The 25,801-nt window shown below is 54.6% G+C and carries 25 protein-coding genes; 3 read left to right on the top strand and 22 right to left on the bottom strand.

What is annotated here, in order from left to right; translation table 11 throughout:
* The first annotated feature begins 108 nt into the window (after positions 1-108).
* On the top strand, positions 109-675 hold the full coding sequence (locus JK621_RS16370; RefSeq protein ID WP_126486190.1) for an NADPH-dependent FMN reductase: 567 nt from the start codon (positions 109-111) through the stop codon (positions 673-675).
* Positions 676-772: 97 nt separating this feature from the next.
* On the top strand, positions 773-1,822 hold the full coding sequence (locus JK621_RS16375) for an alpha/beta hydrolase (protein ID WP_212556874.1): 1,050 nt from the start codon (positions 773-775) through the stop codon (positions 1,820-1,822).
* A 34-nt stretch (positions 1,823-1,856) separates the two neighbouring features.
* Here JK621_RS16375 and JK621_RS16380 read toward each other — a convergent pair whose 3' ends face one another.
* Positions 1,857-3,194 carry an NCS2 family permease gene (locus JK621_RS16380; RefSeq protein WP_212556875.1) on the bottom strand — a complete coding sequence of 446 codons (1,338 nt, stop codon included), beginning with the start codon at positions 3,192-3,194 and terminating at the stop codon, positions 1,857-1,859.
* Positions 3,195-3,541: 347 nt separating this feature from the next.
* On the opposite strand from JK621_RS16380, the gene yieH reads away from it, so the two are divergent.
* Positions 3,542-4,207 (top strand): 6-phosphogluconate phosphatase, encoded by a 666-nt coding sequence (yieH, locus tag JK621_RS16385; protein ID WP_212556876.1) that lies wholly within the window; start codon positions 3,542-3,544, stop codon positions 4,205-4,207.
* Positions 4,208-4,217: 10 nt separating this feature from the next.
* Here the strand turns inward: yieH and JK621_RS16390 are convergent, their stop codons facing one another.
* From JK621_RS16390 to mnmG, 21 genes are all read right to left on the bottom strand, one after another.
* On the bottom strand, positions 4,218-4,958 hold the full coding sequence (locus JK621_RS16390; RefSeq protein ID WP_212556877.1) for an amino acid ABC transporter permease: 741 nt from the start codon (positions 4,956-4,958) through the stop codon (positions 4,218-4,220).
* Position 4,959: 1 nt separating this feature from the next.
* Positions 4,960-5,673 (bottom strand): amino acid ABC transporter permease, encoded by a 714-nt coding sequence (locus tag JK621_RS16395; RefSeq protein WP_212556878.1) that lies wholly within the window; start codon positions 5,671-5,673, stop codon positions 4,960-4,962.
* 79 nt (positions 5,674-5,752) lie between these two features.
* Complete coding sequence (locus tag JK621_RS16400; RefSeq protein WP_004950512.1) at positions 5,753-6,592, bottom strand: ABC transporter substrate-binding protein; 840 nt, start codon at positions 6,590-6,592, stop codon at positions 5,753-5,755.
* Between the two features lie 169 nt (positions 6,593-6,761).
* Entirely contained in the window at positions 6,762-7,496 is a 735-nt protein-coding gene (phoU, locus tag JK621_RS16405; RefSeq protein ID WP_013815073.1) for a phosphate signaling complex protein PhoU, read from the bottom strand.
* 15 nt (positions 7,497-7,511) lie between these two features.
* Positions 7,512-8,282, bottom strand: coding sequence for a phosphate ABC transporter ATP-binding protein PstB (gene pstB, locus JK621_RS16410; RefSeq protein WP_016929614.1), 771 nt, complete (start codon positions 8,280-8,282; stop codon positions 7,512-7,514).
* Positions 8,283-8,336: 54 nt separating this feature from the next.
* The gene (gene pstA, locus JK621_RS16415) at positions 8,337-9,227 is read right to left on the bottom strand and encodes a phosphate ABC transporter permease PstA (RefSeq protein WP_212556879.1); all 891 of its coding nucleotides are present in this window, start codon (positions 9,225-9,227) and stop codon (positions 8,337-8,339) included.
* A 1-nt stretch (position 9,228) separates the two neighbouring features.
* Positions 9,229-10,185 (bottom strand): phosphate ABC transporter permease PstC, encoded by a 957-nt coding sequence (gene pstC / locus JK621_RS16420; RefSeq protein WP_212556880.1) that lies wholly within the window; start codon positions 10,183-10,185, stop codon positions 9,229-9,231.
* A gap of 89 nt (positions 10,186-10,274) precedes the next feature.
* The gene (pstS, locus tag JK621_RS16425) at positions 10,275-11,315 is read right to left on the bottom strand and encodes a phosphate ABC transporter substrate-binding protein PstS (RefSeq protein ID WP_212556881.1); all 1,041 of its coding nucleotides are present in this window, start codon (positions 11,313-11,315) and stop codon (positions 10,275-10,277) included.
* 336 nt (positions 11,316-11,651) lie between these two features.
* Positions 11,652-13,481 (bottom strand): glutamine--fructose-6-phosphate transaminase (isomerizing), encoded by a 1,830-nt coding sequence (gene glmS / locus JK621_RS16430; RefSeq protein ID WP_006321790.1) that lies wholly within the window; start codon positions 13,479-13,481, stop codon positions 11,652-11,654.
* A 280-nt stretch (positions 13,482-13,761) separates the two neighbouring features.
* On the bottom strand, positions 13,762-15,132 hold the full coding sequence (gene glmU / locus JK621_RS16435) for a bifunctional UDP-N-acetylglucosamine diphosphorylase/glucosamine-1-phosphate N-acetyltransferase GlmU (protein ID WP_212556882.1): 1,371 nt from the start codon (positions 15,130-15,132) through the stop codon (positions 13,762-13,764).
* Positions 15,133-15,428: 296 nt separating this feature from the next.
* On the bottom strand, positions 15,429-15,848 hold the full coding sequence (locus JK621_RS16440; RefSeq protein WP_004950490.1) for a F0F1 ATP synthase subunit epsilon: 420 nt from the start codon (positions 15,846-15,848) through the stop codon (positions 15,429-15,431).
* Between the two features lie 20 nt (positions 15,849-15,868).
* Positions 15,869-17,251 carry a F0F1 ATP synthase subunit beta gene (atpD, locus tag JK621_RS16445; protein ID WP_004950488.1) on the bottom strand — a complete coding sequence of 461 codons (1,383 nt, stop codon included), beginning with the start codon at positions 17,249-17,251 and terminating at the stop codon, positions 15,869-15,871.
* 32 nt (positions 17,252-17,283) lie between these two features.
* On the bottom strand, positions 17,284-18,147 hold the full coding sequence (atpG, locus tag JK621_RS16450; protein ID WP_013815069.1) for a F0F1 ATP synthase subunit gamma: 864 nt from the start codon (positions 18,145-18,147) through the stop codon (positions 17,284-17,286).
* Between the two features lie 59 nt (positions 18,148-18,206).
* Positions 18,207-19,748 carry a F0F1 ATP synthase subunit alpha gene (atpA, locus tag JK621_RS16455; protein WP_004950482.1) on the bottom strand — a complete coding sequence of 514 codons (1,542 nt, stop codon included), beginning with the start codon at positions 19,746-19,748 and terminating at the stop codon, positions 18,207-18,209.
* A 12-nt stretch (positions 19,749-19,760) separates the two neighbouring features.
* Positions 19,761-20,294 carry a F0F1 ATP synthase subunit delta gene (atpH, locus tag JK621_RS16460; protein ID WP_006321798.1) on the bottom strand — a complete coding sequence of 178 codons (534 nt, stop codon included), beginning with the start codon at positions 20,292-20,294 and terminating at the stop codon, positions 19,761-19,763.
* A 14-nt stretch (positions 20,295-20,308) separates the two neighbouring features.
* Positions 20,309-20,779 (bottom strand): F0F1 ATP synthase subunit B, encoded by a 471-nt coding sequence (gene atpF / locus JK621_RS16465; RefSeq protein ID WP_004950476.1) that lies wholly within the window; start codon positions 20,777-20,779, stop codon positions 20,309-20,311.
* A gap of 55 nt (positions 20,780-20,834) precedes the next feature.
* The gene (gene atpE / locus JK621_RS16470) at positions 20,835-21,074 is read right to left on the bottom strand and encodes a F0F1 ATP synthase subunit C (RefSeq protein WP_004093904.1); all 240 of its coding nucleotides are present in this window, start codon (positions 21,072-21,074) and stop codon (positions 20,835-20,837) included.
* A 49-nt stretch (positions 21,075-21,123) separates the two neighbouring features.
* The gene (atpB, locus tag JK621_RS16475; RefSeq protein ID WP_126486167.1) at positions 21,124-21,903 is read right to left on the bottom strand and encodes a F0F1 ATP synthase subunit A; all 780 of its coding nucleotides are present in this window, start codon (positions 21,901-21,903) and stop codon (positions 21,124-21,126) included.
* Between the two features lie 21 nt (positions 21,904-21,924).
* A complete protein-coding gene (gene atpI / locus JK621_RS16480; RefSeq protein WP_006321811.1) occupies positions 21,925-22,308 on the bottom strand; it encodes a F0F1 ATP synthase subunit I in 384 nt (127 codons plus the stop codon).
* A gap of 639 nt (positions 22,309-22,947) precedes the next feature.
* Complete coding sequence (gene rsmG, locus JK621_RS16485) at positions 22,948-23,568, bottom strand: 16S rRNA (guanine(527)-N(7))-methyltransferase RsmG (protein WP_126486163.1); 621 nt, start codon at positions 23,566-23,568, stop codon at positions 22,948-22,950.
* Between the two features lie 137 nt (positions 23,569-23,705).
* Positions 23,706-25,595, bottom strand: a complete 1,890-nt coding sequence (mnmG, locus tag JK621_RS16490) for a tRNA uridine-5-carboxymethylaminomethyl(34) synthesis enzyme MnmG (RefSeq protein ID WP_212556883.1) — start codon at positions 25,593-25,595, stop codon at positions 23,706-23,708.
* Positions 25,596-25,801: the final 206 nt, after the last annotated feature.

Here is a 25,801-nt window from a genome sequence, read left to right on the forward strand (position 1 = left end):
TGTAAAGGCAGGCAAATATGCAGAAATTGGCTATTTTCACCGCCATGTTTGGCCTACTATCGGCAGGTGTTCTAAGCTGAATCTGTTCATTCGAAAGGGAGAATCACCATGTCAGACCAAGCCTTAAAAATAGTCACCCTGCTCGGCAGCCTGCGCAAAGGCTCTTACAATGCCATGGTGGCCCGTGCGCTGCCTGACCTCGCCCCCCAGGGCGTGATCATCGAAGCGCTTCCCTCTATCCGTGATATCCCGCTGTATGATGCCGATGTGCAACAAGATGAAGGTTTCCCCGCCTCGGTTGAAGCTATCGCCGCGCAAATCCGTCAGGCTGACGGCGTGATCATCGTGACTCCGGAGTATAATTACTCGGTGCCGGGTGGGTTGAAAAATGCCATCGACTGGCTATCCCGCTTGCCGAACCAGCCGCTGGCGGGTAAACCGGTAGCGATTCAGACCAGCTCTATGGGGCCGATTGGCGGCGCGCGCTGCCAATATCATCTGCGTCAAATTCTGGTATTCCTCGACGCCATGGTGATGAACAAGCCGGAGTTTATGGGCGGAGTCATCCAGAATAAAGTGGATGCGCAGGCCGGGCAATTGATCGAACAAGGCACGCTGGATTTCCTGACCGGCCAGCTGTCCGCATTCAGCGACTATATCCGCCGCCTGAAGTAAATTCTGTTTTTGACGCCTTCGGTCACAAAATAGGCTGAAGGCGCTATTCCAAAAAGAAAAAAACATCTAATTCATTAAAAAATAAAGTTATGCAATTATGTATTTTTTTATTTTAGCCTCATTACTGGCTTTGCTCACCAGACCTTTGCTCGCCGCAGAAATGCGTTATCCCGCCGGGGAAGAGCCGATTGAGCTGCCTGTACATAGCCCGCTGAACACCCAGTTGCCGCGTACCGCCCAAAGTCACGAAGACAAGAAAATCGGGGCCATGTCGCTTTATTTAACGCTGATGCGCGAAGACGAACGCAACATATGGGCACCCTATCAGTTAGCGGCCTCTTCGGCTGAAAAGGGCCAGACAGAGCTGGCCGAACGCTATCTGCAACTGAGCGCCAATCGTGGGTTGTGGTATTACTACACGTTGCTCGAAGACGACGCCTTTAACAGCATCCAGCACCGCGCCACCTATCAGTCGATCCTCGCCGCCACCAAAGCCCGCTACCTCCAGCACGCCCATTTATTCGAAGGCAAAGCCAGTTACGCCATACCGGAGGGCGCACCTCCGTCAGGAGGATGGCCGACGGTGGTGTTCCTGCACGGCTACGGCAAAGGCGCCAATATCAGCCCGGAAGAACGTCTGCTGTTCAGTGAAATGGGCGTCGCCTATATCGAAATCAACGGCACCCAGATGCTGTCGGAAAACAGCTTCCGCTGGTCGAATTACAGCGAGGAAAGCACCCAGAGCGCCATTCAACAGGCCCTGCGACCGCAGGAAGAATTAAAACTTAACCCGCAAAAGATCTACCTCACGGCCCGCGGACAAGGGGCATTGCATGCCGCCAATCTGCTGAGCAGGTATCCGCAGTATTATGCCGGCGCAATGCTGATCGCCCCCAATGGCGGGATCAAACCGGCGCAGCAATCGCTGGCGGCGCACAAAAAGGTGGTGGTGGCGTACTACGATCGGCAAAACTTCAGCGATCAGGCGCTGGCGCTGCACTTCGCCAATCTTTTCAGCGAGAACAATCAGGTGGAGGCGCTGCATTTTCCCCAAGGGGAGAACGCGGAAGGCGGCTGGCAGGCGCGTTTCAAACGGCCATTACAGTGGGTATTGGATCAGGCGCCGGACGCGACGCCAGGGGCATAGATAACAGGGCCGGCCAACGTCGGCCCTGGTCGTATTAATGACCGTCCACAAAGACAATCTTCAGCACAAACAACAGCGCCACGACAACCACGCACGGGCTGATTTCACGCCAGCGGCCAGTGCCGAGCTTCATCACGCAGTAAGAAATAAAGCCCAGCGCGATGCCTTCGGTGATCGAGAAACTGAACGGCATCATCACCGCGGTGACAAACGCCGGCACCGCCTCGGTCAGATCGTCCCATTTCACGCGCGCCAGGCTGGATGTCATCAGCACGCCGACGTAGATCAACGCGCCGGCGGCGGCATAAGCCGGCACCATGCCCGCCAGCGGCGACAGGAAGATCACCAGCAGGAACAGAATACCGGTCACCACCGCAGTCAGGCCGGTGCGGCCGCCAACGGATACGCCGGCAGAGCTTTCAATGTACGCGGTGACGGAAGAGGTGCCGACAAACGAACCGGCGACCGAACTGATGCTGTCCACATACAGCGCCTGTTTCATGCGCGGGAACTTGCCCTTGTCGTCGGTCAGCCCAGCCTTGTCGGTCACGCCAATCAGGGTGCCGGAAGAGTCGAACAGGTTAACCAGCATGAAGGAGAAGATCACCCCGGCCAGACCGATGTTCAATGCTCCTGCCAGATCGACCTGGCCCACCACCGAAGTAATGTTCGGCGGCATGGAGAACAGGCCGCCGTATTTGACATCGCCCAGCGCCCAGCCGATCAGAGTGGTTACCACGATAGAAACCAGTACCGCCGCATGGAAATTGCGTGAGGACAACACGGCGATGATAAAGAAGCCCAGCGCGCCCAACAGCACGTTGTGCGAGGTCAGGTTGCCGATGGTGACCAGAGTCTCCGGATTGGCCACCACGATACCGGCGTTTTTCAGCCCCATCATGCCGATAAACAGGCCGATGCCGCTGGTGATCCCCACCCGCAGGCTCATCGGAATATTGGCAATCATCCAGTAACGGATGCGGAAAATGGTCAGCAGCAACAAACCGACGGCGCCCCAGAAAATAGCGCCCATGCCGACCTGCCACGAAATGCCCATCGCGCCAACCACCACAAAGGCGAAGAACGCATTCAGCCCCATCGCCGGCGCCAGCGCGACCGGCAGGTTAGCCAGCAAACCCATAAAAATGCTGCCGAAAGCGGCAATCAGGCAGGTTGTTACGAACACTGCCTGCGTATCCATGCCCGCCGCGCCCAGGATCTGGGGGTTAACGAACACGATATACACCATGGTCAAAAAGGTAGTAATACCGGCAATCGTTTCCGTACGCGCCGTGGTTCCATGCTGCTTGAGTTTAAACACGCGCCCAAGCAAGCCTTGCTCAACGTCAAGGCCAGATACTGGTTTGCTCATTATCAGAATTCCGAAGAGGGAAATGGACAGTCGCCGCTATTCTATAACCAAAATAATTGGACTCGCATCACGGCGGCAAGAACGCGAATTCCCAAGAGCTTACTCAAGTAAGTGACTGGGGTGAGCGCTCGCAGCCAACACAGATGCGGTTTCAAGTATGCCGGGTATATGACAAAAAGTCAGGGTTTTGATGCCGATCACAGGTTTTTTTCGCCGTCTTTACGGCCAAAGTAGTCAACGGACTGTATTTATTGATAATCATCGGCAAAGTGGATTAAGGAGTCGCAATCTTGCCTGATGCGGTTAAAGTGGTTTTATCGCCGCTTAACCGAAGGACGCTTATCCTGATGAATCAAATCGACTGCATTTTGTTTGATTGCGACGGCACGCTGGTAGACAGCGAAGTGCTGTGCAGCAAAGCCTATGTACATATGTTCGCCCACTATGACCTTCAGCTGTCGCTGGAAGAGATGTTCAGGAAATACAAAGGAATAAAACTGTACGAGATCATCGAGCAGGTTAATGCGGAACACGGCGTCGCGCTGCCGAAAGAGGAATTGGAACCCTTATACCGCCGGGAAGTGGCTCGCCTGTTCGACAGCGAGCTGCAGGAGATCGCCGGTGCACGCGAGCTGCTGGCACAGGTAGCCGTGCCGATGTGCACCGTCTCCAACGGCCCGGTCAGCAAAATGCAGCACTCGCTCGGCCTGACCGGCATGCTGAACTATTTTGATGACCGGTTATTCAGCGGCTATGACATCCAGCGCTGGAAACCGGACCCGGCGATCCTGTTCCACGCCGCCGAAAAAATGCAGGTCCCCATTGAACGCTGCATTCTGGTGGATGATTCCGCCGCCGGTGCTCAGGCCGGGATCGCCGCCGGTATTCCGGTGTTTTACTTCTGCGCCGATCCGCACAACCCGCCTATCGAAAGTCCGCTGGTAACGCCGTTTAACGACCTGGCCCAACTCCCGGCGTTATGGCGAGAACGCGGCTGGCGGTTGACCCGTTAATCGGCCCCGATCAACTCGCCGGCAGCGGCGGTTTGTTGCGCCACCAGCGCCAGGAGCGTTTTATTGCCCTGGCCTGCGGGCTGAGGCGGCGGTTGACCGCGTTGGCCAGCAGATCGAGCGCCAGGCAGAACACGAAGTACACCAAGGCGACAAACAGGAAGACTTCCATCGGGTACACCATGCTGCGGTTATTGACCTGGGTTGCCAGAAAGGTCAGTTCGCTGACGCCGACGATATAAGCCAGCGAGGTGTCCTTGATCAGGGAAATCCACTGGTTGATAAACGACGGCACCATCATGCGCAACGCCTGCGGCAGCACGATCATGCGCAGCGTTTGCCAGCGGGTCAGCCCCAGCGACAAACCGGCCTGCCACTGGCCGGGGCCAATGGCGACAATGCCTGCTTTCACCGCATGGGCCAGATAGGCCGAAGCGATCAGCGCCAGTGCGCATACCACGGTGGTGATCTCCGGAATATCCACGCCAAACAGGATCGGCAGCAAGAAATAAGTCCAAAAAATCAGCATGATCACCGGAATCGCGCGGAAAAAACCCAGCACCGCAGCCAATAGCCCGGCGGCTACGCCGCGCGACATCGCCAACGCCACGCCCAGCAGCGTGCCGAGGACAGCCGAAGCTACGCCGGCCATCAGGCTGATCGCCAGCGTCAACGCCGCGCCGCCCAACGGCCCATTCGGCCAGGTGCCCCACAGCAAATACCCCAGGTTGTCGTAAATAACGCTGAAATCCATGTTAGTGCCCTCCCAGGGGTTTACGCTGCTGCCGCCACATGCCCCAGCCTTCCAACAACGCAATGATGGCGATGTACAACACCGTCGCGACGCCGAACGCCTGGAAGGTGCGCAGCGTTTCGGTTTCCACCTGACGCGAGGCGTAAGACAGTTCGGCAACGCCGATCGCCATGGTCAGCGACGAGTTTTTTATCACGTTCATGTATTGGCCCAACAACGGCGGAAAGGCAATTTTCAGCGCCTGCGGCAGCACCACGTAACGCATGGCCTGCCAGCCGGTCAGCCCCAGCGCATTGGCGGCGTATTTTTGCCCGCCTGCGACGCCGCGAATGCCGGAGCGGATCTCTTCGGCGATAAAGGCGGTGGAATACAGTGTCAGGCCAAAGAAGCCGGCGAGAAATTCGAACGACGGCCAGGCGATTGGCCCAATTTGATGCGAAGTGTTCAGCCACTGCATGGCGGCGGAAGGCAGGATCTGACCGGCAGCGAAGTACCAGAAGAACAGCTGTACCAACAGCGGCGTATTGCGAAACAACGAACTGTAGCCCACCGCCAGCCAGCGCAACGGGCGCAGGCTACCGTCGCGCATCGCCGTCAGTATCAAGCCCAACAGCGTGGCCGCCAGGCTCGCGCAAGCTGAAAGCCACAGCGTCAGCAGGAAGCCATCCCATAACCAGCCCAGATACTGAGGCGCCAGCAGCCAGTCCAAATTCATGTTCAATCCTTGTTTTGCCAAATGCATCAGGGGCGCAGCAAGCTGCGCCCCTCCGTTCAGATCCCGGCACTCCAGATCGTCAGGCTTTTGGCTGTTGATCCAAAGGCGCGATCTTGAAATCGCCGCGCGGTTGGGCGGTTTTGGTTTCAGGGCCGAACCAGCGGTCGTAGATCTTAACCGCTTCGCCATCTTTTTCCAGCTTGATCAGCGTGTCGTTAATGCTGGCTGTCAGGCGATCTTCACCTTTTGGAATACCGACCCCCTGGTACTCTTTGGTGATGCTGAACGGTGAGATCTCGAAATCGGCTTTCTGCGCCGCCGGCAGATTGCCGAGCAGGCCAACCAGCTTGGCGTCATCCTGAGTGATCGCCTGTACGTTACCGTTACGCAACGCCACAAAGGCCAGCGGGGTATCGTCGTAAGAGATCACTTTTGCGGTCGGGTAATGTTCACGCAGGGTGATTTCCTGCACCGTCCCTTTATCCGCGCCGATGCGCAGCTTTTTAATGTCTTCCGGGGTTTTCAGCACGCCTTTACGGGCGATAAATTTCTGGCCTGTGGCGAAATAAGGCACGCTGAAGTTCACTTCCTTGGCGCGCTCATCGGTAATGGTGAAGTTGGCGGCGATCAAATCGACCTTCTTGGATACCAGCAAAGGAATGCGGTTAGCCGGATTGGTGGCGCGCAGCTCAACCTTTACGCCCAGCGCTTTGCCGATCGCGTCTGCGACATCAACGTCATAACCGACCAACTTTTTGCTTTGCGGATCGATATAGCCGAACGGCGGGTTGCTGTCGAACACCGCGATACGCACTACGCCGGCTTTTTTGATGTCGTCGAGTTTGTCCGCATGTGCGGCGCCGGTGGCGAGGCTGGTCAGGCTGGCTAACAACGTTAAGGCCAAAGCGCGATGTTTCATGAAAAGCTCCTAAGTGGGTGATGTCCTGCTGGCTGATAAGCTAGCAAGAGCCACTTAGGTCAGGAAATAATATAAAAAGCTATATTTATAACCTTTTTATCTTTAAGGGCTTTGAATGGCATAAAGGCGCAGTTTTCTGCGCCTTCCGGGGAGTAACTCGCGGGGAAAATTACTCTTTTTTCTCTTCTTTGCCGTCGGCAGACAGCAGTTTTTCCAGCGCATCGCCGCCAATGTGGCGGAAATCCTGACCTTTCACGAAGTAGAAAATAAATTCGCAGATGTTCTGGCAACGGTCGCCGATACGCTCGATGGAACGGGCGCAGAACAGCGCAGTCAGCACGCTTGGAATAGTGCGGGTGTCTTCCATCATGTACGTCATCAACTGACGGACAATGCCCTCATACTCCTGATCGACCTTCTTGTCTTCGCGGTATATCCGGATAGCTTCATCCAGATCCATACGCGCAAAGGCGTCCAGCACGTCATGCAACATCTGCACGGTATGGCGGCCAAGCGACTCCAGGCTGACCAGCAACGGCTGATGCTGGTGCGAGAATTTCTCGAGCGCGGTACGGCAAATTTTATCCGCCACGTCGCCGATACGTTCCAGCTCGGAGATGGTCTTGATGATCGCCATCACCAGGCGCAGGTCACTGGCGGTCGGCTGACGCTTGGCAATGATGCGCACGCAGGCTTCGTCGATCGCCACTTCCATCATATTGACCTTGGCGTCACCTTCAATAACGCGCTTGGCCAGTTCGCCGTCCTGATTGTGCATCGCGGTGATGGCGTCGGTCAGTTGCTGTTCCACCAGCCCGCCCATGGTCAACACCTGGGTACGGATGTGCTCAAGTTCTGCGTTGAACTGGCCGGAAATGTGTTTATTTAAATTCAGGTTGTCCATTTGGGTTTCCCGTAATCAACCGTAGCGGCCGGTGATGTAGTCTTCAGTCTGTTTTTTCTGTGGCGCGGTGAACAGGTTATCAGTATCACTGAACTCGATCAGTTCGCCCAGATACATAAATGCCGTGGAGTCAGAGCAACGCGCGGCCTGCTGCATGTTGTGGGTAACGATCACCACGGTGTAGTCGGCTTTCAGCTCGCTGATCAGCTCTTCAATCTTGCCGGTGGAAATCGGATCCAGCGCCGAACAAGGCTCATCCAGCAACAGCACTTCTGGGCGAATGGCGATGCCGCGAGCGATGCACAGACGCTGTTGCTGGCCGCCTGACAGGCTGTAACCGCTCTGGTGCAGCTTGTCCTTGGTTTCGTTCCACAACGCCGCTTTGGTCAACGCCCACTGTACGCGCTCATCCATGTCGGCACGCGACAGCTTTTCAAACAGACGTACGCCGAAGGCGATATTGTCGTAAATCGACATCGGGAACGGCGTCGGTTTCTGGAACACCATGCCGACCTTGGCGCGCAGCAGAGCGATATCCGAGTTATCGGTCAGAATGTTCTGCCCATCCAACAGGATGCCACCTTCAGCACGCTGCTCGGGATACAGCTGATACATTTTGTTGAAAGTACGCAGCAGAGTGGATTTGCCGCAGCCGGACGGGCCGATAAACGCGGTGACCTTGTTCTTGGCAATGTCCAGCGTGATGTTTTTCAGCGCATGGAATTTGCCATAGTAGAAGTTCAGATCGCGTACCTGAATTTTGCTGCTGGAAGCGTCAGTAACCATACTCATCAAGACTTCTCTCTTTTCATCAGCGCCGCCACGGCAGCGCTCAAAATTTTATGAATGCTTCTGCTTGGCGAAAACCACACGCGCCAGGATATTCAGTAACAGTACGCACAGGGTGATCAACAGCACCCCGGCCCAGGCCAGCTGTTGCCATTCGGCGAACGGGCTCATGGCGAATTTGAAAATGGTGACCGGCAGGTTGGCGATCGGCTGCATCAGGTCGGTGCTCCAGAACTGATTCGACAGCGAGGTAAACAGCAGCGGTGCGGTTTCGCCGGCGATACGCGCAATGGCCAGCAACACGCCGGTGATAATGCCGGAGATAGAGGCTTTCAGCGTGATGGCAGAAATCATGCGCCATTTCGGCGTACCCAGCGCGTAAGCCGCCTCACGCAGCGTATCCGGCACCAGCTTCAGCATGTTCTCGGTGGTGCGGATTACGATCGGCACCTGCAGCAGCGCCAGCGCGATGATCCCGGCCCAGCCGGAGAAGTGCTCCATTTTCGCCACCACAATGGTGTAGACGAACAGGCCCACGACTATCGACGGCGCCGACAGCAGAATGTCGTTAATAAAGCGGATGACTTCCGCCAACCAGGATTTACGGCCGTATTCCGCCAGGTAAATGCCGGCCATGATACCCAGCGGCGTACCGAACACGGTGGCCCACAGGATCAACAAGCCGCTGCCGGCGATGGCGTTGGCCAGGCCGCCGCCCGCCGTGTTCGGCGGTGGCGTCATTTCGGTGAACAGCGCCAACGACATGCCGTCGATGCCTTTGGTCACGGTGGAGAACAGGATCCACACCAGCCAGAACAGGCCGAATACCATGGTCGCCATCGACAGGAACAGCGCCAGTCGGTTTTTCTGGCGACGCCAGGCCTGCATTTTGCGGCGGCTTTCTAACAGCGTCAGGTCGTTTTGCATTTCCATAGTCACCACGTTAGCGCCCCTCGTTTTTGGCCAGACGCATGATCATCAACTTCGACAGCGCCAGGACGATAAAGGTGATAACAAACAGAATCAGGCCCAGCTCCATCAACGCGGCGGTATGCACGCCCGATTCCGCTTCGGCGAATTCGTTGGCCAGCGCAGAGGTAATGCTGTTGCCCGGCATATACAGTGAAGCACTGTCGAGCTGGTAGGTGTTACCTATGATGAAGGTCACCGCCATGGTTTCCCCCAGCGCGCGGCCCAGTCCCAGCATCACGCCGCCAATCACGCCATTCTTGGTAAACGGCAGCACGATACGCCACATCACCTCCCAGGTGGTGCAGCCGATACCGTAAGCCGATTCTTTCATCATCACCGGGGTTTGTTCGAACACATCGCGCATGACCGCAGCGATGTAAGGAATAATCATAATCGCCAGGATCACCCCGGCAGCCAGAATACCGATACCGAACGCCGGGCCGGAGAACAGCTCGCCGACTATCGGAATGCCGGACAACACGTCGCCGACCGGGGTCTGGAAATATTGGGCAAACAGCGGGGCGAACACAAACAGCCCCCACATGCCGTAAACGATACTCGGGATTGCCGCCAGCAACTCGATCGCGATGCCCAGTGGGCGTCTCAACCAGTTTGGTGCCAGCTCGGTCAGGAACAGCGCGATACCGAAACTCACGGGTACGGCGATAATCAGGGCAATCAACGACGTGACGACGGTGCCGTAGATGGGCACCAGCGCACCGAACTGCTCGGCAGGCGCGTCCCATTCTTTGGTCCACAAGAAGGAGAAGCCGAATTTCTGCATGCTCGGCCAGGAGGCGAAAATCAGCGAAACAATAATGCCGCCCAGCAACAATAGGGTAATCAGCGCCGCCAGTTTAACCAGCGCGCTGAAGATGACATCACCATTCTTACTCGGTGCTTTGATGGTCGGCTTATACTCAGCCATAGATCACTCTCTGTTTTAACCCTGGCGAGCTCAATGGGTGAGCCCTGCAAAATAGGCTGGAGCGCGGTGTCCCCGCGCCCCTGCGTTCTTTAGTACAGTGCTTTACCGGAACTGTCTTTTACGTTGGTTTTCCATGCTGCGCGCACCTGCTCAACCACTTCGTTAGGCAGAGAGGCGTAATCCAGATCGTTGGCTTGCTTGGCGCCGGTTTTGTACGCCCAGTCAAAGAACTTCAGCACTTCTGCGCCCTGAGCCGGGTTTTTCTGCTCTTTGTGCACCAGGATGAAGGTGGTGGAGGTGATTGGCCATGCACCCTCGCCTTTCTGGTTAGTCAGGTCCTGAGCGAAAGTTTTGCTCCAGTCCACGCCTTTAGCCGCGTTGCTGAAGCTCTCTTCAGTCGGGCTGACCGGCTTGCCGTCGGCAGAAATCAGCTTGGTGTAAGCCAGGTTGTTTTGCTTGGCGTAAGCGTATTCAACATAGCCGATGGAGCCAGGCAGACGCTGTACGAACGCGGCAATGCCGTCGTTGCCCTTGCCGCCCAGACCGGTTGGCCAGTTAACGGTAGAGCCTGCGCCGATTTTCTCTTTCCACTGCGCGTTGGCTTTAGACAGGTAGCTGGTGAACACGAAAGAGGTGCCTGAACCGTCGGCGCGGCGTACCACGGCGATATTCTGATCCGGCAGCTTGACGCCCGGGTTCAGCTTGGTGATTGCAGGGTCATTCCATTTCTTCACGTTGCCCAGGTAGATGTCACCCAGCGTTTTACCGTCCAGAGTCAACTCACCGGATTTGATGCCCGGGATGTTAACGGCCAGCACTACGCCGCCGATCACGGTAGGGAACTGGAACAGGCCATCAGCCGCCAGTTTTTCATCAGACAACGGGGCATCAGAGGCACCAAAGTCAACGGTGTTGGCGATGATTTGCTTCACGCCGCCAGAGGAACCGATCCCCTGATAGTTAACTTTGTTGCCGGTTTCTTTCTGATAAGAATCTGCCCACTTGGCATACACCGGAGCGGGGAATGTCGCACCTGCACCGGTCAGGCTAGCAGCAGCGAACGCGGACACGGCGGTCAGGGAGAAAGTCGCTGCCACAATACTGGCGACGGTGGTACGCATCAGTTTCATAATCCCTCCTAATGGGATATTCAAAAATCGACTTCAAGTCGTTTTCATCAGAGTAAGTATTGCTGCAGGAGGGAAAATAGGACAGTTTGGTGACAGTAAAATGTACGAAATATGACAGTTATATTACACCGTAAAACAAGTGGTTAATATCGTATAAAAATCATAATGTTAAATACAAAAACACACAATAATTAATCAATAAAAAAACCTTTGCCGACGCAGCTATCCACTTGAAAACGACAACTTTTATCCTCTGTGTCACAGTATTGTCATCGTTGATATGACCATGAAAAAAGCCGGCGCTCAGGCCGGCTTTTCAAACATAACAGCAATTGATTACTCTACCGTGACAGACTTCGCCAGGTTACGCGGCTGGTCAACGTCAGTGCCTTTGATCAACGCTACGTGATAAGACAACAGCTGCAACGGCACGGTGTAGAAGATTGGTGCCACGATTTCTTCCACGTGCGGCAATGGAATGATGGTCATGCCTTCGCTGCTGACGAAACCGGCATCCTGATCTGCGAACACGTACAGCTGGCCGCCGCGCGCGCGCACTTCTTCGATGTTGGACTTCAGTTTTTCCAGCAGTTCGTTGTTCGGCGCCACCACGATGACCGGCATATCGGCGTCGATCAACGCCAGCGGGCCATGTTTCAGCTCACCCGCCGCATAGGCTTCCGCGTGAATGTAAGAGATCTCTTTCAGCTTCAGTGCACCTTCCATAGCGATCGGGTACTGATCGCCACGGCCAAGGAACAGCGCGTGATGCTTGTCGGAGAAACCTTCCGCCAGCGCTTCAATGTTTTTGTCCAGCGACAGCATCTGTTCGATACGCGCCGGCAACGCCTGCAGAGCATGCACGATTTCATGCTCAACGCTTTCCGCCATGCCTTTCAGACGACCCAAACGCGCCACCAGCATCAGCAATACCGCAAGCTGGGTAGTGAAGGCTTTGGTAGAAGCTACACCGATTTCAGTGCCGGCTTTGGTCATCAGCGCCAAATCGGATTCGCGCACCAGCGAAGAACCGGCTACGTTACACACCGCCAGCGACCCCAGATAACCCAACTCTTTAGACAGGCGCAACGCCGCCAGGGTATCGGCGGTTTCACCGGACTGCGACAGCGTGATGATCAGGCTGCCCGGGCGCACCGCAGATTTGCGATAGCGGAATTCAGAAGCGATTTCGACGTCGCAAGGCACGCCAGCCAGCGCCTCGAACCAATAACGCGCCACCATGCCGGAGTGGTAGGAGGTGCCGCAGGCGATGATTTGTACGTGCTGCACTTTAGCCAGCAATTCATCGGCACGCGGACCCAGCTCGCTCAGATTGATTTGGCCATGGCTGAAACGCCCTTCCAGGGTGTTTTTCAGCGCCAGCGGCTGTTCGTAGATCTCTTTTTGCATGTAGTGACGGTAAGCGCCTTTGTCACCGGCGTCATACTGCACTTTGGATTCGATCTCAGGACGCTCGATGGCGTTGCCCTGTTTGTCGAAAATGCTGACGGTACGGCGGGTCACTTCCACCACGTCGCCTTCTTCCAGGAAGATAAAGCGGCGGGTTACCGGCAGCAGAGCCAGTTGATCGGAAGCGATAAAGTTTTCACCGACGCCACGGCCGATAACCAACGGGCTACCGGAACGCGCAGCCACCAGCACGCTAGGGTCGCGGCTGTCCATGACCACGGTGCCGTAGGCGCCACGCAGCTGCGGGATCACGCGCTGAACCACTTCCAGCAACGTACCGCCCTGGCGCTGTTCCCAATGCACCAGATGCGCAATCACCTCGGTGTCGGTCTCAGAGCTGAAGTGATAACCGCGCTCGATCAGCAATTCACGCAGCGGTTCGTGGTTTTCGATGATGCCGTTATGCACTACGGTGATGTAATCGGAAACATGCGGGTGCGCATTCGCCTCTGTAGGCTCCCCGTGAGTTGCCCAGCGGGTATGCGCAATACCGGTGCCACCGTGCAGTTCGTGTTGTTCTGCGGCTTCGGTCAATTTATGAACTTTGCCTACGCGGCGTAAACGGCTTACGTTGCCTTCGGCATCAACCACCGCCAGACCGGCGGAGTCGTAACCGCGGTACTCGAGACGGCGTAATCCTTCCAACAGAATTTCTGCAATATCACGTTGCGCTACTGCGCCTACAATTCCACACATCAGTTGTATTCCTAATTAAACGCCTTTCGGGGCGCTTTCGATGTCTTGACCTGATCTCGCCGGTTTTTACCGTGCTTCCCCGAGCCTGTAGATGGTGGGGATTATCCTCTTCATCTTTCGCGCTGCTGCGTTGTTGGCTACGAGTGCTCATCCCAGTCACTTAGCGAACTAAGCTCCTGGGAATTCACACTCTTGCCGCCTAGCAGCAACGCAAAATCTATTGAGGACTTTTATGTTTTGTATTGGGCTCGTAAGCAGAGCCCAAAGCAAAACACACTCGTTATTTCTTCTTCACCGGGCGCTGCCAGCCCTGGACATGCACCTGCTTGACGCGGCTCAGTACCAGCTCGTTTTCAGCGATATCACGGGTGACCGTGGTGCCTGCGGCAATGGTGGAACCTTTGCCAACGGAAACCGGCGCCACCAGCTGGGTATCGGAACCGACAAACACGCCGTCGCCAATAATGGTTTTATGTTTATTGGCGCCATCATAGTTACAGGTAATGGTACCAGCGCCGATATTCACATCATCGCCAATTTCAGCATCGCCCAGGTAGCTCAGATGACCCGCTTTAGAGCCTTTGCCCAGACGCGCTTTTTTTATCTCCACGAAATTACCGACGTGAGCGCCTTCCGCCAACTCTGCGCCCGGGCGTAAACGGGCAAAAGGCCCCACCGTACAGGCTGCTTCCAGCACCGCGTCTTCCAGCACGCTGTAAGGGCTAATTTCGCAATCATCGCCGATCACGCAGTTTTTCAGTACGCAGCCGGCACCGATCTTCACCCGATTGCCCAGCTTTACCGACCCTTCGATAATGACATTAGCATCAATAGAGATATCGCGGCCGTGCACAAGTTCCCCACGCAGGTCAAAGCGTGCCGGATCCAGCAGCATTACGCCGGCCAGCAGCAACTTTTCAGATTGTTCTGCCTGATAGATACGTTCAAGCCGTGACAGCTGCAGGCGGTTATTCACGCCTTCCACTTCGCTCAGGCGCGACGGATGCACCGCTTCAATTTTCTTACCGTCGGCATGGGCCAGCGCAATGATATCCGTGATGTAGAATTCACCCTGCGCATTGTCGTTGTTCAGCATCCCCAGCCAGCGCTTAAGATCGCGCCCATTGGCGACCAAAATACCGGTATTGATTTCAGTAATCTGGCGCTGGGCTTCGCTGGCATCCTTGTGCTCAACGATACCCACCACATCGTCGTTCTCACGCACGATGCGGCCGTAACCGCTTGGATCGGCCAGCTTCACCGTCAGCAGGCCAATGCCGCCCTGCGGCTTCGCCGCCAACAGGCGCGTGAGCGTGTCGACGGAGATCAGCGGCACGTCGCCATATAGCATCAGGACGTCTTCATCATCGGCAAAATGCGGCGCAGCCTGCTGCATGGCATGGCCGGTACCCAATTGCTCGGCCTGCAACACCCAGTTCAAGGCGTCATCGGTCAGGGTGCTTTTCAGCAAATCACCGCCGTGGCCATACACCAGATGGACGTTTTTCGCGCCCAGTTTCATCGCGGCATCAATGACGTGCTGCACCATCGGCTTGCCGGCCAATGGATGTAACACTTTGGGAAGATCGGAATACATGCGTGTTCCCTTGCCCGCGGCGAGGATCACCACACTCATTGCGCTGTTCGACATAAGCAACCTGATAACTCCATTTTGATAGACGAAAGTAGAACTCTTTAATGACGATATTACTACATATTTCTCTGTACGAACCCGGCGCAAGCCATGTGGCACTAGGCGTGCCGCAGCTCAGGCCGACATCCTGCAATCCTGGGCATAATTGTCGGCAAATGGAGACATTTTTAACCTGTGCCAAGAGTTATACATCACAATACCCACCTGGCTGAATCGCTTATTTTAAAGCAAAAAAAAAGCGACCCTATAGGCCGCTTTCTTAATTTTAGCTGCGTTATGCACGCGCCAAAATATTACATCGATCTTCTGGTAAGCTCGATAACGCGCAGTTTCGCGATCGCTTTCGCCAGTTCTGCAGATGCCTGAGCATAGTCGACATCGCCATGAGAGCTGCTGATATGCTCTTCAGCTTTACGCTTAGCTTCCAGCGCTCTCGCTTCGTCGAGGTCCGTTCCACGGATAGCAGTGTCAGCCAACACGGTTACCACGCTCGGTTGTACCTCAAGGATACCACCGGACAGGTAGATGAACTCTTCTTCACCGTGCTGTTTAACAATACGCACCATGCCAGGCTTGATGGCAGTCAGCAGCGGCGCATGGCCAGGGAAAATCCCCAGTTCGCCTTCGCTACCTGTCACCTGGATCTTTTGCACCAGGCCGGAAAACATATGTTTTTCCGCGCTGACTACATCCAGATGGTAAGTCATAGCCATATCACCCTCCTCTCAAGACGTTACAGTTTCTTGGCTTTTTCCACTGCTTCTTCAATGGTGCCAACCATGTAGAACGCTTGTTCAGGCAGGTGGTCATAGTCGCCGTCCATAATGCCTTTGAAACCACGAATGGTGTCTTTCAGCGATACGAACTTGCCCGGAGAACCGGTAAAGACTTCTGCCACGAAGAACGGCTGAGACAGGAAGCGTTGGATTTTACGCGCACGGGATACGACCAGTTTGTCTTCTTCTGACAGCTCGTCCATACCCAGAATTGCGATGATATCTTTCAGTTCCTGGTAACGTTGCAGAATAGACTGCACGCCACGCGCTACATCGTAGTGCTCCTGGCCAACGACCAACGGATCCAACTGACGGCTGGTGGAATCCAGCGGGTCAACGGCCGGGTAGATACCCAGAGAAGCGATATTACGGCTCAGTACCACGGTTGCGTCCAAGTGGGCAAAGGTGGTGGCTGGTGACGGGTCAGTCAAGTCATCCGCAGGAACGTAAACGGCCTGTACGGAGGTGATAGAACCGGTCTTGGTAGAGGTGATACGTTCTTGCAGAACGCCCATCTCTTCCGCCAGCGTTGGCTGATAACCTACCGCAGATGGCATACGGCCCAGAAGTGCGGACACTTCGGTACCGGCCAGGGTATAACGGTAGATGTTATCAACGAACAGCAGAACGTCGCGGCCTTCGTCACGGAATTTCTCCGCCATGGTCAGACCGGTCAGAGCAACGCGCAGACGGTTACCCGGTGGCTCGTTCATCTGGCCGTAAACCAGGGATACTTTGTCCAGTACGTTGGAGTCGTTCATTTCGTGGTAGAAGTCGTTACCCTCACGAGTACGCTCACCCACGCCTGCAAACACGGAATAACCGGAGTGTTCGATCGCGATGTTACGGATCAGCTCCATCATGTTTACGGTTTTACCCACGCCCGCACCACCGAACAGACCAACTTTACCGCCCTTAGCGAACGGACAGATCAGGTCCATAACCTTGATACCGGTTTCCAGCAGATCCTGGGAGTTGGCCAAATCTTCGTAGCTTGGCGCCGGACGGTGAATCGCCCAACGTTCTTCTTCGCCGATGTCGCCTTTCATGTCGATTGGTTCACCCAATACGTTCATGATGCGGCCCAGGGTAGCTTTACCTACCGGTACTTCAATCGGGTGATCCAGGTCGATCACTTTCAGACCACGACGCAGACCATCGGAGGTCCCCATCGCGATACAGCGAACCACGCCACCGCCCAGCTGTTGCTGAACTTCCAGCACCAGCTTATCGGTACCGTTTTCTACCTCAAGAGCGTTGTACACTTTCGGTACGGCATCCTGAGGGAACTCGACGTCCACTACGGCGCCGATTACCTGGATAATCTTTCCAGTAGCCATCTTGAATCCTCTACGTAATTCGTAAACCTAGCTTAAACCGCGGAGGCTCCCGAAACGATCTCGGTGAGTTCCTGAGTGATGCTGGCCTGACGCGCCTTGTTGTATACCAACTGCAGCTCTTTGATCAGGCTACCGCCGTTATCGGTTGCGGCTTTCATCGCTACCATTCGTGCGGCCTGCTCGCTGGCCAGGTTTTCCACGACGCCCTGATAAACTTGCGATTCCACATAGCGGCGCAGCAAGGTATCAAGCAGCACTTTTGGATCGGGTTCATACAGGTAATCCCAGGACGTTTTCTTCAGCTCACCGTCATCGGAAGGCGGTAACGGCAACAGCTGAACGATCTGTGGTTCCTGGGACATCGTATTGACAAATTTGTTGCTGACAATGTACAGCTTGTCCAAACGACCTTCGTCGTAGGCTTGCAGCATCACTTTCACCGGCCCGATCAGATCCGACAGGGAAGGTTTATCCCCCATGCCGGTCACCTGGGCAACCACGTTGCCGCCCACGGAACCAAAGAAAGAAGCCGCTTTAGAGCCAATCAACGCCAAATCAACTTCGACGCCTTTTTCGGACCAGCCTTTCATCTCTGACAACAGACGCTTGAACAGGTTGATGTTCAAACCGCCACAGAGACCACGGTCAGTAGACACCACCAGATACCCGACGCGCTTAACGTCACGCTCATCCAGGTACGGGTGCTTATATTCCAGATTACCCAACGCAAGGTGACCAATCACTTTGCGCATGGTCTCTGCATAAGGACGGCTGGCCGCCATGCGTTCCTGCGATTTACGCATTTTGGAGGCGGCGACCATTTCCATCGCTTTAGTGATCTTTTGCGTGTTTTGCACGCTCGCGATCTTACTACGTATCTCTTTTGCGCCGGCCATCTCTGCTTCTCCTCATTACCAGACGGCCTGCTGTCTTTCAACAGCAGGACCGTTAGGCGTTACCAGGACTGGGTTTTCTTGAAGGTCTCGAGGATAGCTTTCAGCTTGCCCTCGATCTCGTCATTGAAATTGCCAGTTTGGTTGATGTGGTTCAGCAACTCGGCATGCTCGCGGTCTGCGTAAGCAACCAGCGCGGCTTCGAAGCTCACGACTTTCGCGACTTCAACGTCGTTCAGGTAGCCACGTTCAGCGGCAAACAGCACCAGAGACTGTTGTGCGACGGACATCGGCGCATACTGTTTCTGTTTCAGCAGCTCGGTCACTTTCTGACCGTGGCTCAGCTGTTTGCGGGTCGCATCATCCAGATCGGAAGCGAACTGAGAGAACGCAGCCAGTTCACGGTACTGTGCCAGCGCGGTACGAATACCACCGGACAGTTTTTTCATGATCTTGGTTTGCGCTGCACCGCCCACACGGGATACAGAGATACCCGGGTTAACTGCCGGACGAATACCGGAGTTAAACAGGTTGGATTCCAGGAAGATCTGACCATCGGTAATCGAGATTACGTTGGTCGGAACGAACGCGGAAACGTCACCCGCCTGGGTTTCAATGATCGGCAGAGCGGTCAGTGAACCGGTTTTACCTTTGACTTCACCTTTGGTGAAGGCTTCAACGTAGTCGGCGTTTACACGCGCAGCACGCTCCAGCAAACGAGAGTGGAGGTAGAATACGTCGCCTGGGTAAGCTTCACGACCTGGTGGACGACGAAGCAGCAGGGAGATCTGACGATAGGCAACGGCCTGTTTGGACAGGTCATCGTAAACAATCAGTGCATCTTCGCCGCGGTCACGGAAGTATTCACCCATTGCGCAACCGGCATATGGCGCCAGATATTGCAGTGCAGCAGACTCAGACGCGGTAGCAACCACAACGATGGTGTTTGCCAATGCGCCGTGCTCTTCCAGTTTGCGCACCACGTTAGCGATGGTGGACGCTTTCTGGCCGATAGCCACGTAAACACATTTGATGCCGGAATCGCGTTGGTTGATGATCGCATCGATGGCCAGAGCGGTTTTACCGGTCTGACGGTCACCGATCACCAGCTCACGCTGGCCACGGCCGATTGGAATCATCGCATCAACAGATTTGTAGCCAGTCTGAACCGGCTGATCAACGGATTGACGCTCGATAACACCAGGGGCAATAGCTTCAACCGGGGAGAAACCGTCGTTATCAACCGGGCCTTTACCGTCAATAGGTGCGCCCAGGGTGTTAACTACACGGCCCAGCAGGCCACGGCCAACCGGAACTTCCAGAATACGGCCGGTACATTTTACCTTCATGCCTTCGGCCAGATCCGCGTACGGACCCATAACCACGGCACCTACGGAGTCGCGCTCCAGGTTCAATGCGATTGCGTAACGGTTGCCTGGCAGCGCGATCATTTCGCCCTGCATAACTTCGGCCAGACCGTGTACGCGGATGATCCCGTCACTGACGGAAACAATAGTACCTTCATTGTGAGCTTCGCTCACCACATTGAACTGAGCAATGCGCTGCTTGATCAGTTCGCTGATTTCGGTGGAATTCAGTTGCATGCTCCAGTCCCCTTAAGACTGCAAGACGTCTGTCAGGCGTTCAAGACGACCGCGAACGCTGCCATCAATCACCATATCGCCAGCGCGGATAATCACGCCAGCCAGAACAGACTTGTCAATTTTGCAATTCAGCTTAACTTTGCGTGACAGACGTTTTTCCATCGCAGCGGCAATTTTAGCCTGCTGTTCGTCGTTAAGTACGCTCGCAGAGAGCACTTCGACTTCGACGGTGGATTCCAGCAAAGCGCGCAGTTCGATGAACTGCTGCAGCACCGCAGGAAGAACCAGTAAACGTCCATTTTCGGCCATTACACGGATAAAGTTCTGGCCATGTTCGTCGAGCCGATCGCCACAAACAGCGATGAACGTTTTGGACAGCGTCTCCGGCGCGACAGCGCCAGACAGCAGTTCAGAAATTTGTTCATTGCGAGTGACAACAGCCGCAAACGCCAGCATATCCTGCCAGCGCTCTACGCTTTGGTGCTCAACGGCAAAGTCAAAAGCTGCTTTGGCGTAGGGGCGAGCTACAGTTACAAATTCAGACATCAGCCCCTCCCTCCTTACAGTTCAGCGACCAGTTTATCAACGATGTCGCTGTTAGCAGCTTCATCCACGGAACGTTCGATGATCTTCTCGGCGCCGGCAATTGCCAGCATCGCGACTTGCTTACGCAACTCTTCACGAGCGCGCTTACGTTCGGCTTCGATCTCAGCCTGAGCCTGCGCCACGATTTTGTTACGTTCCTGCTCGGCTTCGGCTTTCGCTTCATCCATGATCTGAGCTTTGCGTTTATTTGCTTGCTCGATGATCACCTGAGCTTCTGCTTTAGCAGTTTTCAGCTGGTCGGTCGCATTGGCTTGCGCTAAGTCCAAATCTTTTTTGGCACGCTCTGCAGAAGCGAGACCGTCAGCAATTTCTCCCTGACGCTTCTCGATGGCTGCCATAATCGGCGGCCATACATACTTCATGCAGAACCAGACAAACAGAACGAACGCGATGGCCTGGCCGAGGATTGTTGCGTTAAGATTCACAGCACAATGCCTCTTTAAAAGTTAATAGTGGTTTCAGTGTAGAGAAATTCTCTACTTACGCGACAGCAAACATCACGTACAGACCCAGACCAACAGCGATCATCGGGATGGCGTCAACCAGACCCATAACGATAAAGAACTGTGTACGCAGCAGAGGAATCAGGTCAGGCTGACGAGCAGCGCCTTCCAAGAATTTACCACCCAGGATGCCGATACCGATCGCAGCACCGATTGCCGCTAAACCCATCATCACAGCGGCAGCCATGTACAGCAGATCCATACTCAGGTTTTCCATGACAGTCTCCAGTTTGTTTCAGTTTAAAAGTGCAAGTGTTTTAAGAAAATCAGTGCTCTTCAGATGCCATCGACAGATAGACAATCGTCAGAACCATGAAAATAAAGGCTTGAAGCGTAATGATCAGGATGTGGAAGATAGCCCAAGGCAAGCTCAGGACCCACTGTGACCACCACGGCAACAGGCCAGCAATCAGGATGAAGATCAACTCACCCGCATACATGTTGCCGAACAGTCGCAGGCCCAGTGAAACAGGCTTGGACAGCAGGCTGACACCTTCAAGAATCAGGTTGATAGGAATGAATACTGGGTGGTTGAACGGCTGCATGGTTAACTCTTTAACGAACCCACCAACACCTTTCATTTTGATGCTGTAGAACAGAATCAGGATAAATACGCCCAACGCCATCGACAAGGTCACGTTCACGTCCGCGGTTGGCACTACGCGCAGCGCAGGCAGACCAAGGTAACGTTCACCAATGGTTGGCAACAGGTCGATCGGCAGCAAGTCCATCATGTTCATCAGGAATACCCAGACGAACACGGTCAGCGCCAGCGGAGCGATCACTTTGCTCTTGCCGTGGTACATGTCACGAACGCTGCTGTCGACGAACCCAACGACCAATTCCACTGCGGTTTGCAGTTTACCCGGCACGCCGCTGGTGGCGTTTTTAGCCACTTTGCGGAAGATCACCAGGAAGAGCGCTCCGAGGACAACGGAGAAAAACATCGAGTCGATGTTGATCGACCAGAACCCCGTCCCGACCTGAAGCTGCGTCAGGTGGTGACCGATATACTCCTGTGGAGTCAAGACTTCTCCTGCAGACATGATGCCTCTACCCTTATTTAGTTAATTTCGGTAACTGTTAATCACGGCGGGTGCCAAAATTTGCACCACTAACACCGCTAAATAGGTTAGGCCAAGCGGTATAAATTCCGCCTTGAACACCCCAAGCGCCACGATCAGCAAAACTATGGTGATCACGACCTTTAGCCCCTCGCCTATGGCGAACGACCAGGCAACCCGACCGGGCGCCGGCGTCTGCGCCTGATGGCGCAAGGCAAACAGCATAAACATTGCACTCGGCAACCAGGCGGCGAGACCACCAGCCAATGCCGAAGCGCTCCATTCCAGGCTTTTCAGCAAGAAAACAGCGCTGATCAGAACAAACGTCATTAACTGCAGAAACAGCAGTTTGCGTGCTACTTTTCCGCTGTAAAGGGACACAGACATGACGTTTGTTCTCTCCGTACCCCAGAGGGGGTATGCTGAGTGACGTATGAAACTGTCTTTGCTGTCCTGAGTCAAGCAGCAAAAAACGAGCAAATTATACGGGGCATACCAACGAATTCAATCGATAAGTAGCGAAAAGGTGAACAATTATTTAAATTCCCCCATTTGAGGCCATTTTCACAAGAAAACGGTCGGAATAATAGGGCTAATTTAATTGTCTGATTATTCCAGCATTGCACCAAGAAACGCGAAGCCGCTCACAATAATGCCTCTTCCTGATTTATAGCTCATCGTCGCTCAAACTGTCTTTAGCTAATTGGGCGATCAAAAGATATTATAAATCAAAACATTACAAGTTAACTGTTCAAAAACAATCCGTACACCCGATAAAAACCTTTTATTGACAGCTTCCGGGCCAATATTACAACAACCAATTAACATTAGCAGCAAAGCAGAATCGTTCGCGCATCGTTGCTAACGTAACTATTTCAAACGGCAATTACCTTATTGTCGCTAATTAACGGCGCCGTTTGTGTTAATAAAAAGTAAATTAACTAAAAAAACCGCCATTTAATTAGCCTGCTTACTTTTACTTTAGGCACTATCTTTTAATTCACGCTTATTTGATCGAAAGCAAACTCAGTTTGCCTTAAGCACCACCAAATGGCGTTCACCTTCGAGTTCCGGCACCTGCAGACGCACCACCGACTCCAGCACTATGCCTTCAGGCAGGTGTGCCAGCTCTTCATCCGGGCGTACTCCTTTCAACGCGTAGAACCTGCCCTGCCCTTTTGCCGGCAGATGGTGGCACCAGGACAGCATATCCTGCAGCGAAGCGAAAGCGCGGCTGATGACGCCGTCAAACGGCGGCTCGGCCGGGAACGCCTCAACACGGCTCTGCACCGGCTCGATATTGGTCAGTCCCAGTTCATGCTGTACCTGGCGCAGGAAGCGCACGCGCTTGCCCAGACTGTCGAGCAGGGTGAAATGCGAATCTGGACGAACGATAGCCAGCGGAATGCCGGGCAGACCGGGCCCTGTGCCTACATCGATAAAACGCGAGCCTTGCAGATGCGGATTCACCACTATGCTGTCGAGAATATGGCGAACCAGCATTTGCTGCGGATCGCGCACGGAGGTGAGGTTATAAGCCTTGTTCCACTTATCCAGCATGCCGACATAACCCAGCAGCTGCTGTTTTTGCTGATCGGGAAGCGCAATACCTGCCGCCGAGAGCAGCGAATCTAATTTTTTCTGCACAACGTGTCCTCTGACAGGCGCGGAGCGGCAAGCCAAATCAGGGCTGGCCAATAAGGCGACCATGATAATTCAGGCCCGGGATGATGTCAGCGGCCGTTTGCTCACCGAGTAAACAAACGGTCGCCCAGAAACAGGATTTATGCGCTGCGGCGCAGCAGCCCCTGCTTTTTCAGCCAAATCAGCAGGATCGAGATCGCCGCCGGAGTGATGCCGGAGATACGTGAAGCCTGGCCGATAGAATTCGGTTTATGATCGTTCAGTTTAGCGATCACTTCATTCGACAAGCCGGAAACCTGCCGGTAATCGAGATCCAGCGGCAGCACGGTATTCTCGTTGCGCTGTTGTTTTTCGATCTCTTCCTGCTGGCGAGCGATATAACCTTCGTATTTTACCTGGATCTCAACCTGTTCGGCGGCCTGGGTATCCGCCAGCGGCGGCGCGAAAGCGGCAACGGTGGTCAGCTGCGCGTAATCCATTTCAGGACGGCGCAGCAGTTCTTCGCCGTTAGCCTCGCGCGACAGCGGCGCTTTCAGCAACGCGTTAACCTGCTCGACGTTTTCGGCGTGAGGATGCACCCAAATGTCACGCAAACGCTGGCGTTCCTGTTCGATATGTTCCAGCTTCTCGCTAAAGCGCGCCCAGCGGGCATCGTCAACCAGGCCCAGTTCACGGCCTTTTTCGGTCAGGCGCAGATCGGCATTGTCTTCACGCAGCATCAGGCGGTATTCGGCGCGTGAGGTAAACATGCGGTAGGGTTCTTTGGTGCCCAGCGTGCTGAGGTCGTCCACCAGCACGCCCAGATAGGCCTGATCGCGGCGTGGCGACCAGCCTTCGTCTTCATTGGCGTAGCGCCCGGCGTTCAGACCGGCCAGCAGGCCCTGGGCTGCGGCTTCTTCATAACCGGTAGTGCCGTTGATCTGGCCGGCGAAGAACAAGCCCTGGATAAATTTGCTTTCCAGCGTGGGTTTCAGATCGCGGGGATCGAAGAAATCATATTCGATGGCGTAACCCGGACGAACGATACGGGCATTCTGCATGCCTTCCATCGAACGAACAATCTGCATCTGTACGTCAAACGGCAAACTGGTGGAAATGCCGTTTGGATAAATTTCATTGCTGGTCAAGCCTTCCGGTTCGAGGAAGATCTGGTGCGCGTTACGATCGGCAAAGCGCATCACTTTATCTTCGATCGACGGGCAGTAGCGTGGGCCGATCCCTTCGATGATCCCGGCATACATCGGGCTACGATCGAGGTTATTACGGATCACGTCATGGGTTTTTTCGTTGGTATGGGTGATGTAACACGCCATTTGTTCCGGATGCTGAGCGGCATTGCCCATGAACGAGAAAACTGGAATCGGTGTATCGCCATGTTGCGGAGCCAATACGCTGAAATCTATGGTGCGTGCGTCAATGCGTGGCGGTGTGCCGGTTTTTAACCGGTTTACGCGCAGTGGCAGCTCACGCAGACGCTGTGACAGCGAGATCGACGGAGGATCACCGGCTCGGCCACCGCTGTAATTTTCCAGACCAATGTGGATTTTGCCGTCCAGGAAGGTGCCTACGGTCAGTACCACCGCTTTGGCGCGGAATTTAAGGCCCATCTGGGTAACGGCACCGACGACACGATCGTTTTCCACAATCAGATCTTCGACCGGCTGTTGGAAGAGAGTCAGGTTTGGCTGGTTCTCCAAAGCAGTGCGTACTGCCTGACGATACAACACGCGGTCCGCCTGGGCACGCGTTGCCCGTACTGCAGGACCCTTACTCGCGTTTAGTATCCTAAACTGGATGCCGGCATGATCGATCGCCGTGGCCATCAGGCCGCCAAGTGCATCAATTTCCTTAACCAGATGCCCTTTACCAATACCGCCAATCGCCGGGTTGCAAGACATTTGCCCCAGCGTATCGATATTGTGTGTCAATAATAAAGTCTGACGCCCCATGCGTGCCGCAGCCATAGCGGCTTCGGTACCGGCATGGCCACCACCGATGATGATGACGTCAAATTGCTCTGGATAAAACATGGAACTGCACCTCGCCGTATTGCGAACGATCGTTGTTTGCCCTGGGGTGGGCGATTCTACTCAAGTTTAGTCGATCGACCAAGTGGTCAGGATCTTGGGTAATTAAAAGAAGATCTTTTTTATTTAAAGATCTCTTTATTAGATCTCTTATTAGGATCGCGATCCTCTGTGGATAAGTGATTATTCGCGATTGAGATCAGCGGATT

The sequence above is a fragment of the Serratia plymuthica genome, assembly GCF_018336935.1.
Lineage (GTDB): Bacteria > Pseudomonadota > Gammaproteobacteria > Enterobacterales > Enterobacteriaceae > Serratia > Serratia plymuthica_B.

Coding starts and splice junctions, on each gene's coding strand:
- glmU (WP_212556882.1), bottom strand. CDS start 15,132: ATGTCGAACAGCGCAATGAGTGTGGTGATCCTCGCCGCGGGCAAGGGA.
- pstC (WP_212556880.1), bottom strand. CDS start 10,185: ATGGCTGAGTATAAGCCGACCATCAAAGCACCGAGTAAGAATGGTGAT.
- phoU (WP_013815073.1), bottom strand. CDS start 7,496: ATGGACAACCTGAATTTAAATAAACACATTTCCGGCCAGTTCAACGCA.
- atpD (WP_004950488.1), bottom strand. CDS start 17,251: ATGGCTACTGGAAAGATTATCCAGGTAATCGGCGCCGTAGTGGACGTC.
- atpH (WP_006321798.1), bottom strand. CDS start 20,294: ATGTCTGAATTTGTAACTGTAGCTCGCCCCTACGCCAAAGCAGCTTTT.
- atpG (WP_013815069.1), bottom strand. CDS start 18,147: ATGGCCGGCGCAAAAGAGATACGTAGTAAGATCGCGAGCGTGCAAAAC.
- pstB (WP_016929614.1), bottom strand. CDS start 8,282: ATGGTTACTGACGCTTCCAGCAGCAAAATTCAGGTACGCGATCTGAAC.
- atpI (WP_006321811.1), bottom strand. CDS start 22,308: ATGTCTGTGTCCCTTTACAGCGGAAAAGTAGCACGCAAACTGCTGTTT.
- atpE (WP_004093904.1), bottom strand. CDS start 21,074: ATGGAAAACCTGAGTATGGATCTGCTGTACATGGCTGCCGCTGTGATG.
- JK621_RS16390 (WP_212556877.1), bottom strand. CDS start 4,958: ATGGATTTCAGCGTTATTTACGACAACCTGGGGTATTTGCTGTGGGGC.
- JK621_RS16440 (WP_004950490.1), bottom strand. CDS start 15,848: ATGGCTATGACTTACCATCTGGATGTAGTCAGCGCGGAAAAACATATG.
- yieH (WP_212556876.1), top strand. CDS start 3,542: ATGAATCAAATCGACTGCATTTTGTTTGATTGCGACGGCACGCTGGTA.
- JK621_RS16380 (WP_212556875.1), bottom strand. CDS start 3,194: ATGAGCAAACCAGTATCTGGCCTTGACGTTGAGCAAGGCTTGCTTGGG.
- JK621_RS16400 (WP_004950512.1), bottom strand. CDS start 6,592: ATGAAACATCGCGCTTTGGCCTTAACGTTGTTAGCCAGCCTGACCAGC.
- pstS (WP_212556881.1), bottom strand. CDS start 11,315: ATGAAACTGATGCGTACCACCGTCGCCAGTATTGTGGCAGCGACTTTC.
- atpB (WP_126486167.1), bottom strand. CDS start 21,903: ATGTCTGCAGGAGAAGTCTTGACTCCACAGGAGTATATCGGTCACCAC.
- JK621_RS16375 (WP_212556874.1), top strand. CDS start 773: ATGTATTTTTTTATTTTAGCCTCATTACTGGCTTTGCTCACCAGACCT.
- JK621_RS16370 (WP_126486190.1), top strand. CDS start 109: ATGTCAGACCAAGCCTTAAAAATAGTCACCCTGCTCGGCAGCCTGCGC.
- JK621_RS16395 (WP_212556878.1), bottom strand. CDS start 5,673: ATGAATTTGGACTGGCTGCTGGCGCCTCAGTATCTGGGCTGGTTATGG.
- glmS (WP_006321790.1), bottom strand. CDS start 13,481: ATGTGTGGAATTGTAGGCGCAGTAGCGCAACGTGATATTGCAGAAATT.
- mnmG (WP_212556883.1), bottom strand. CDS start 25,595: ATGTTTTATCCAGAGCAATTTGACGTCATCATCATCGGTGGTGGCCAT.
- atpA (WP_004950482.1), bottom strand. CDS start 19,748: ATGCAACTGAATTCCACCGAAATCAGCGAACTGATCAAGCAGCGCATT.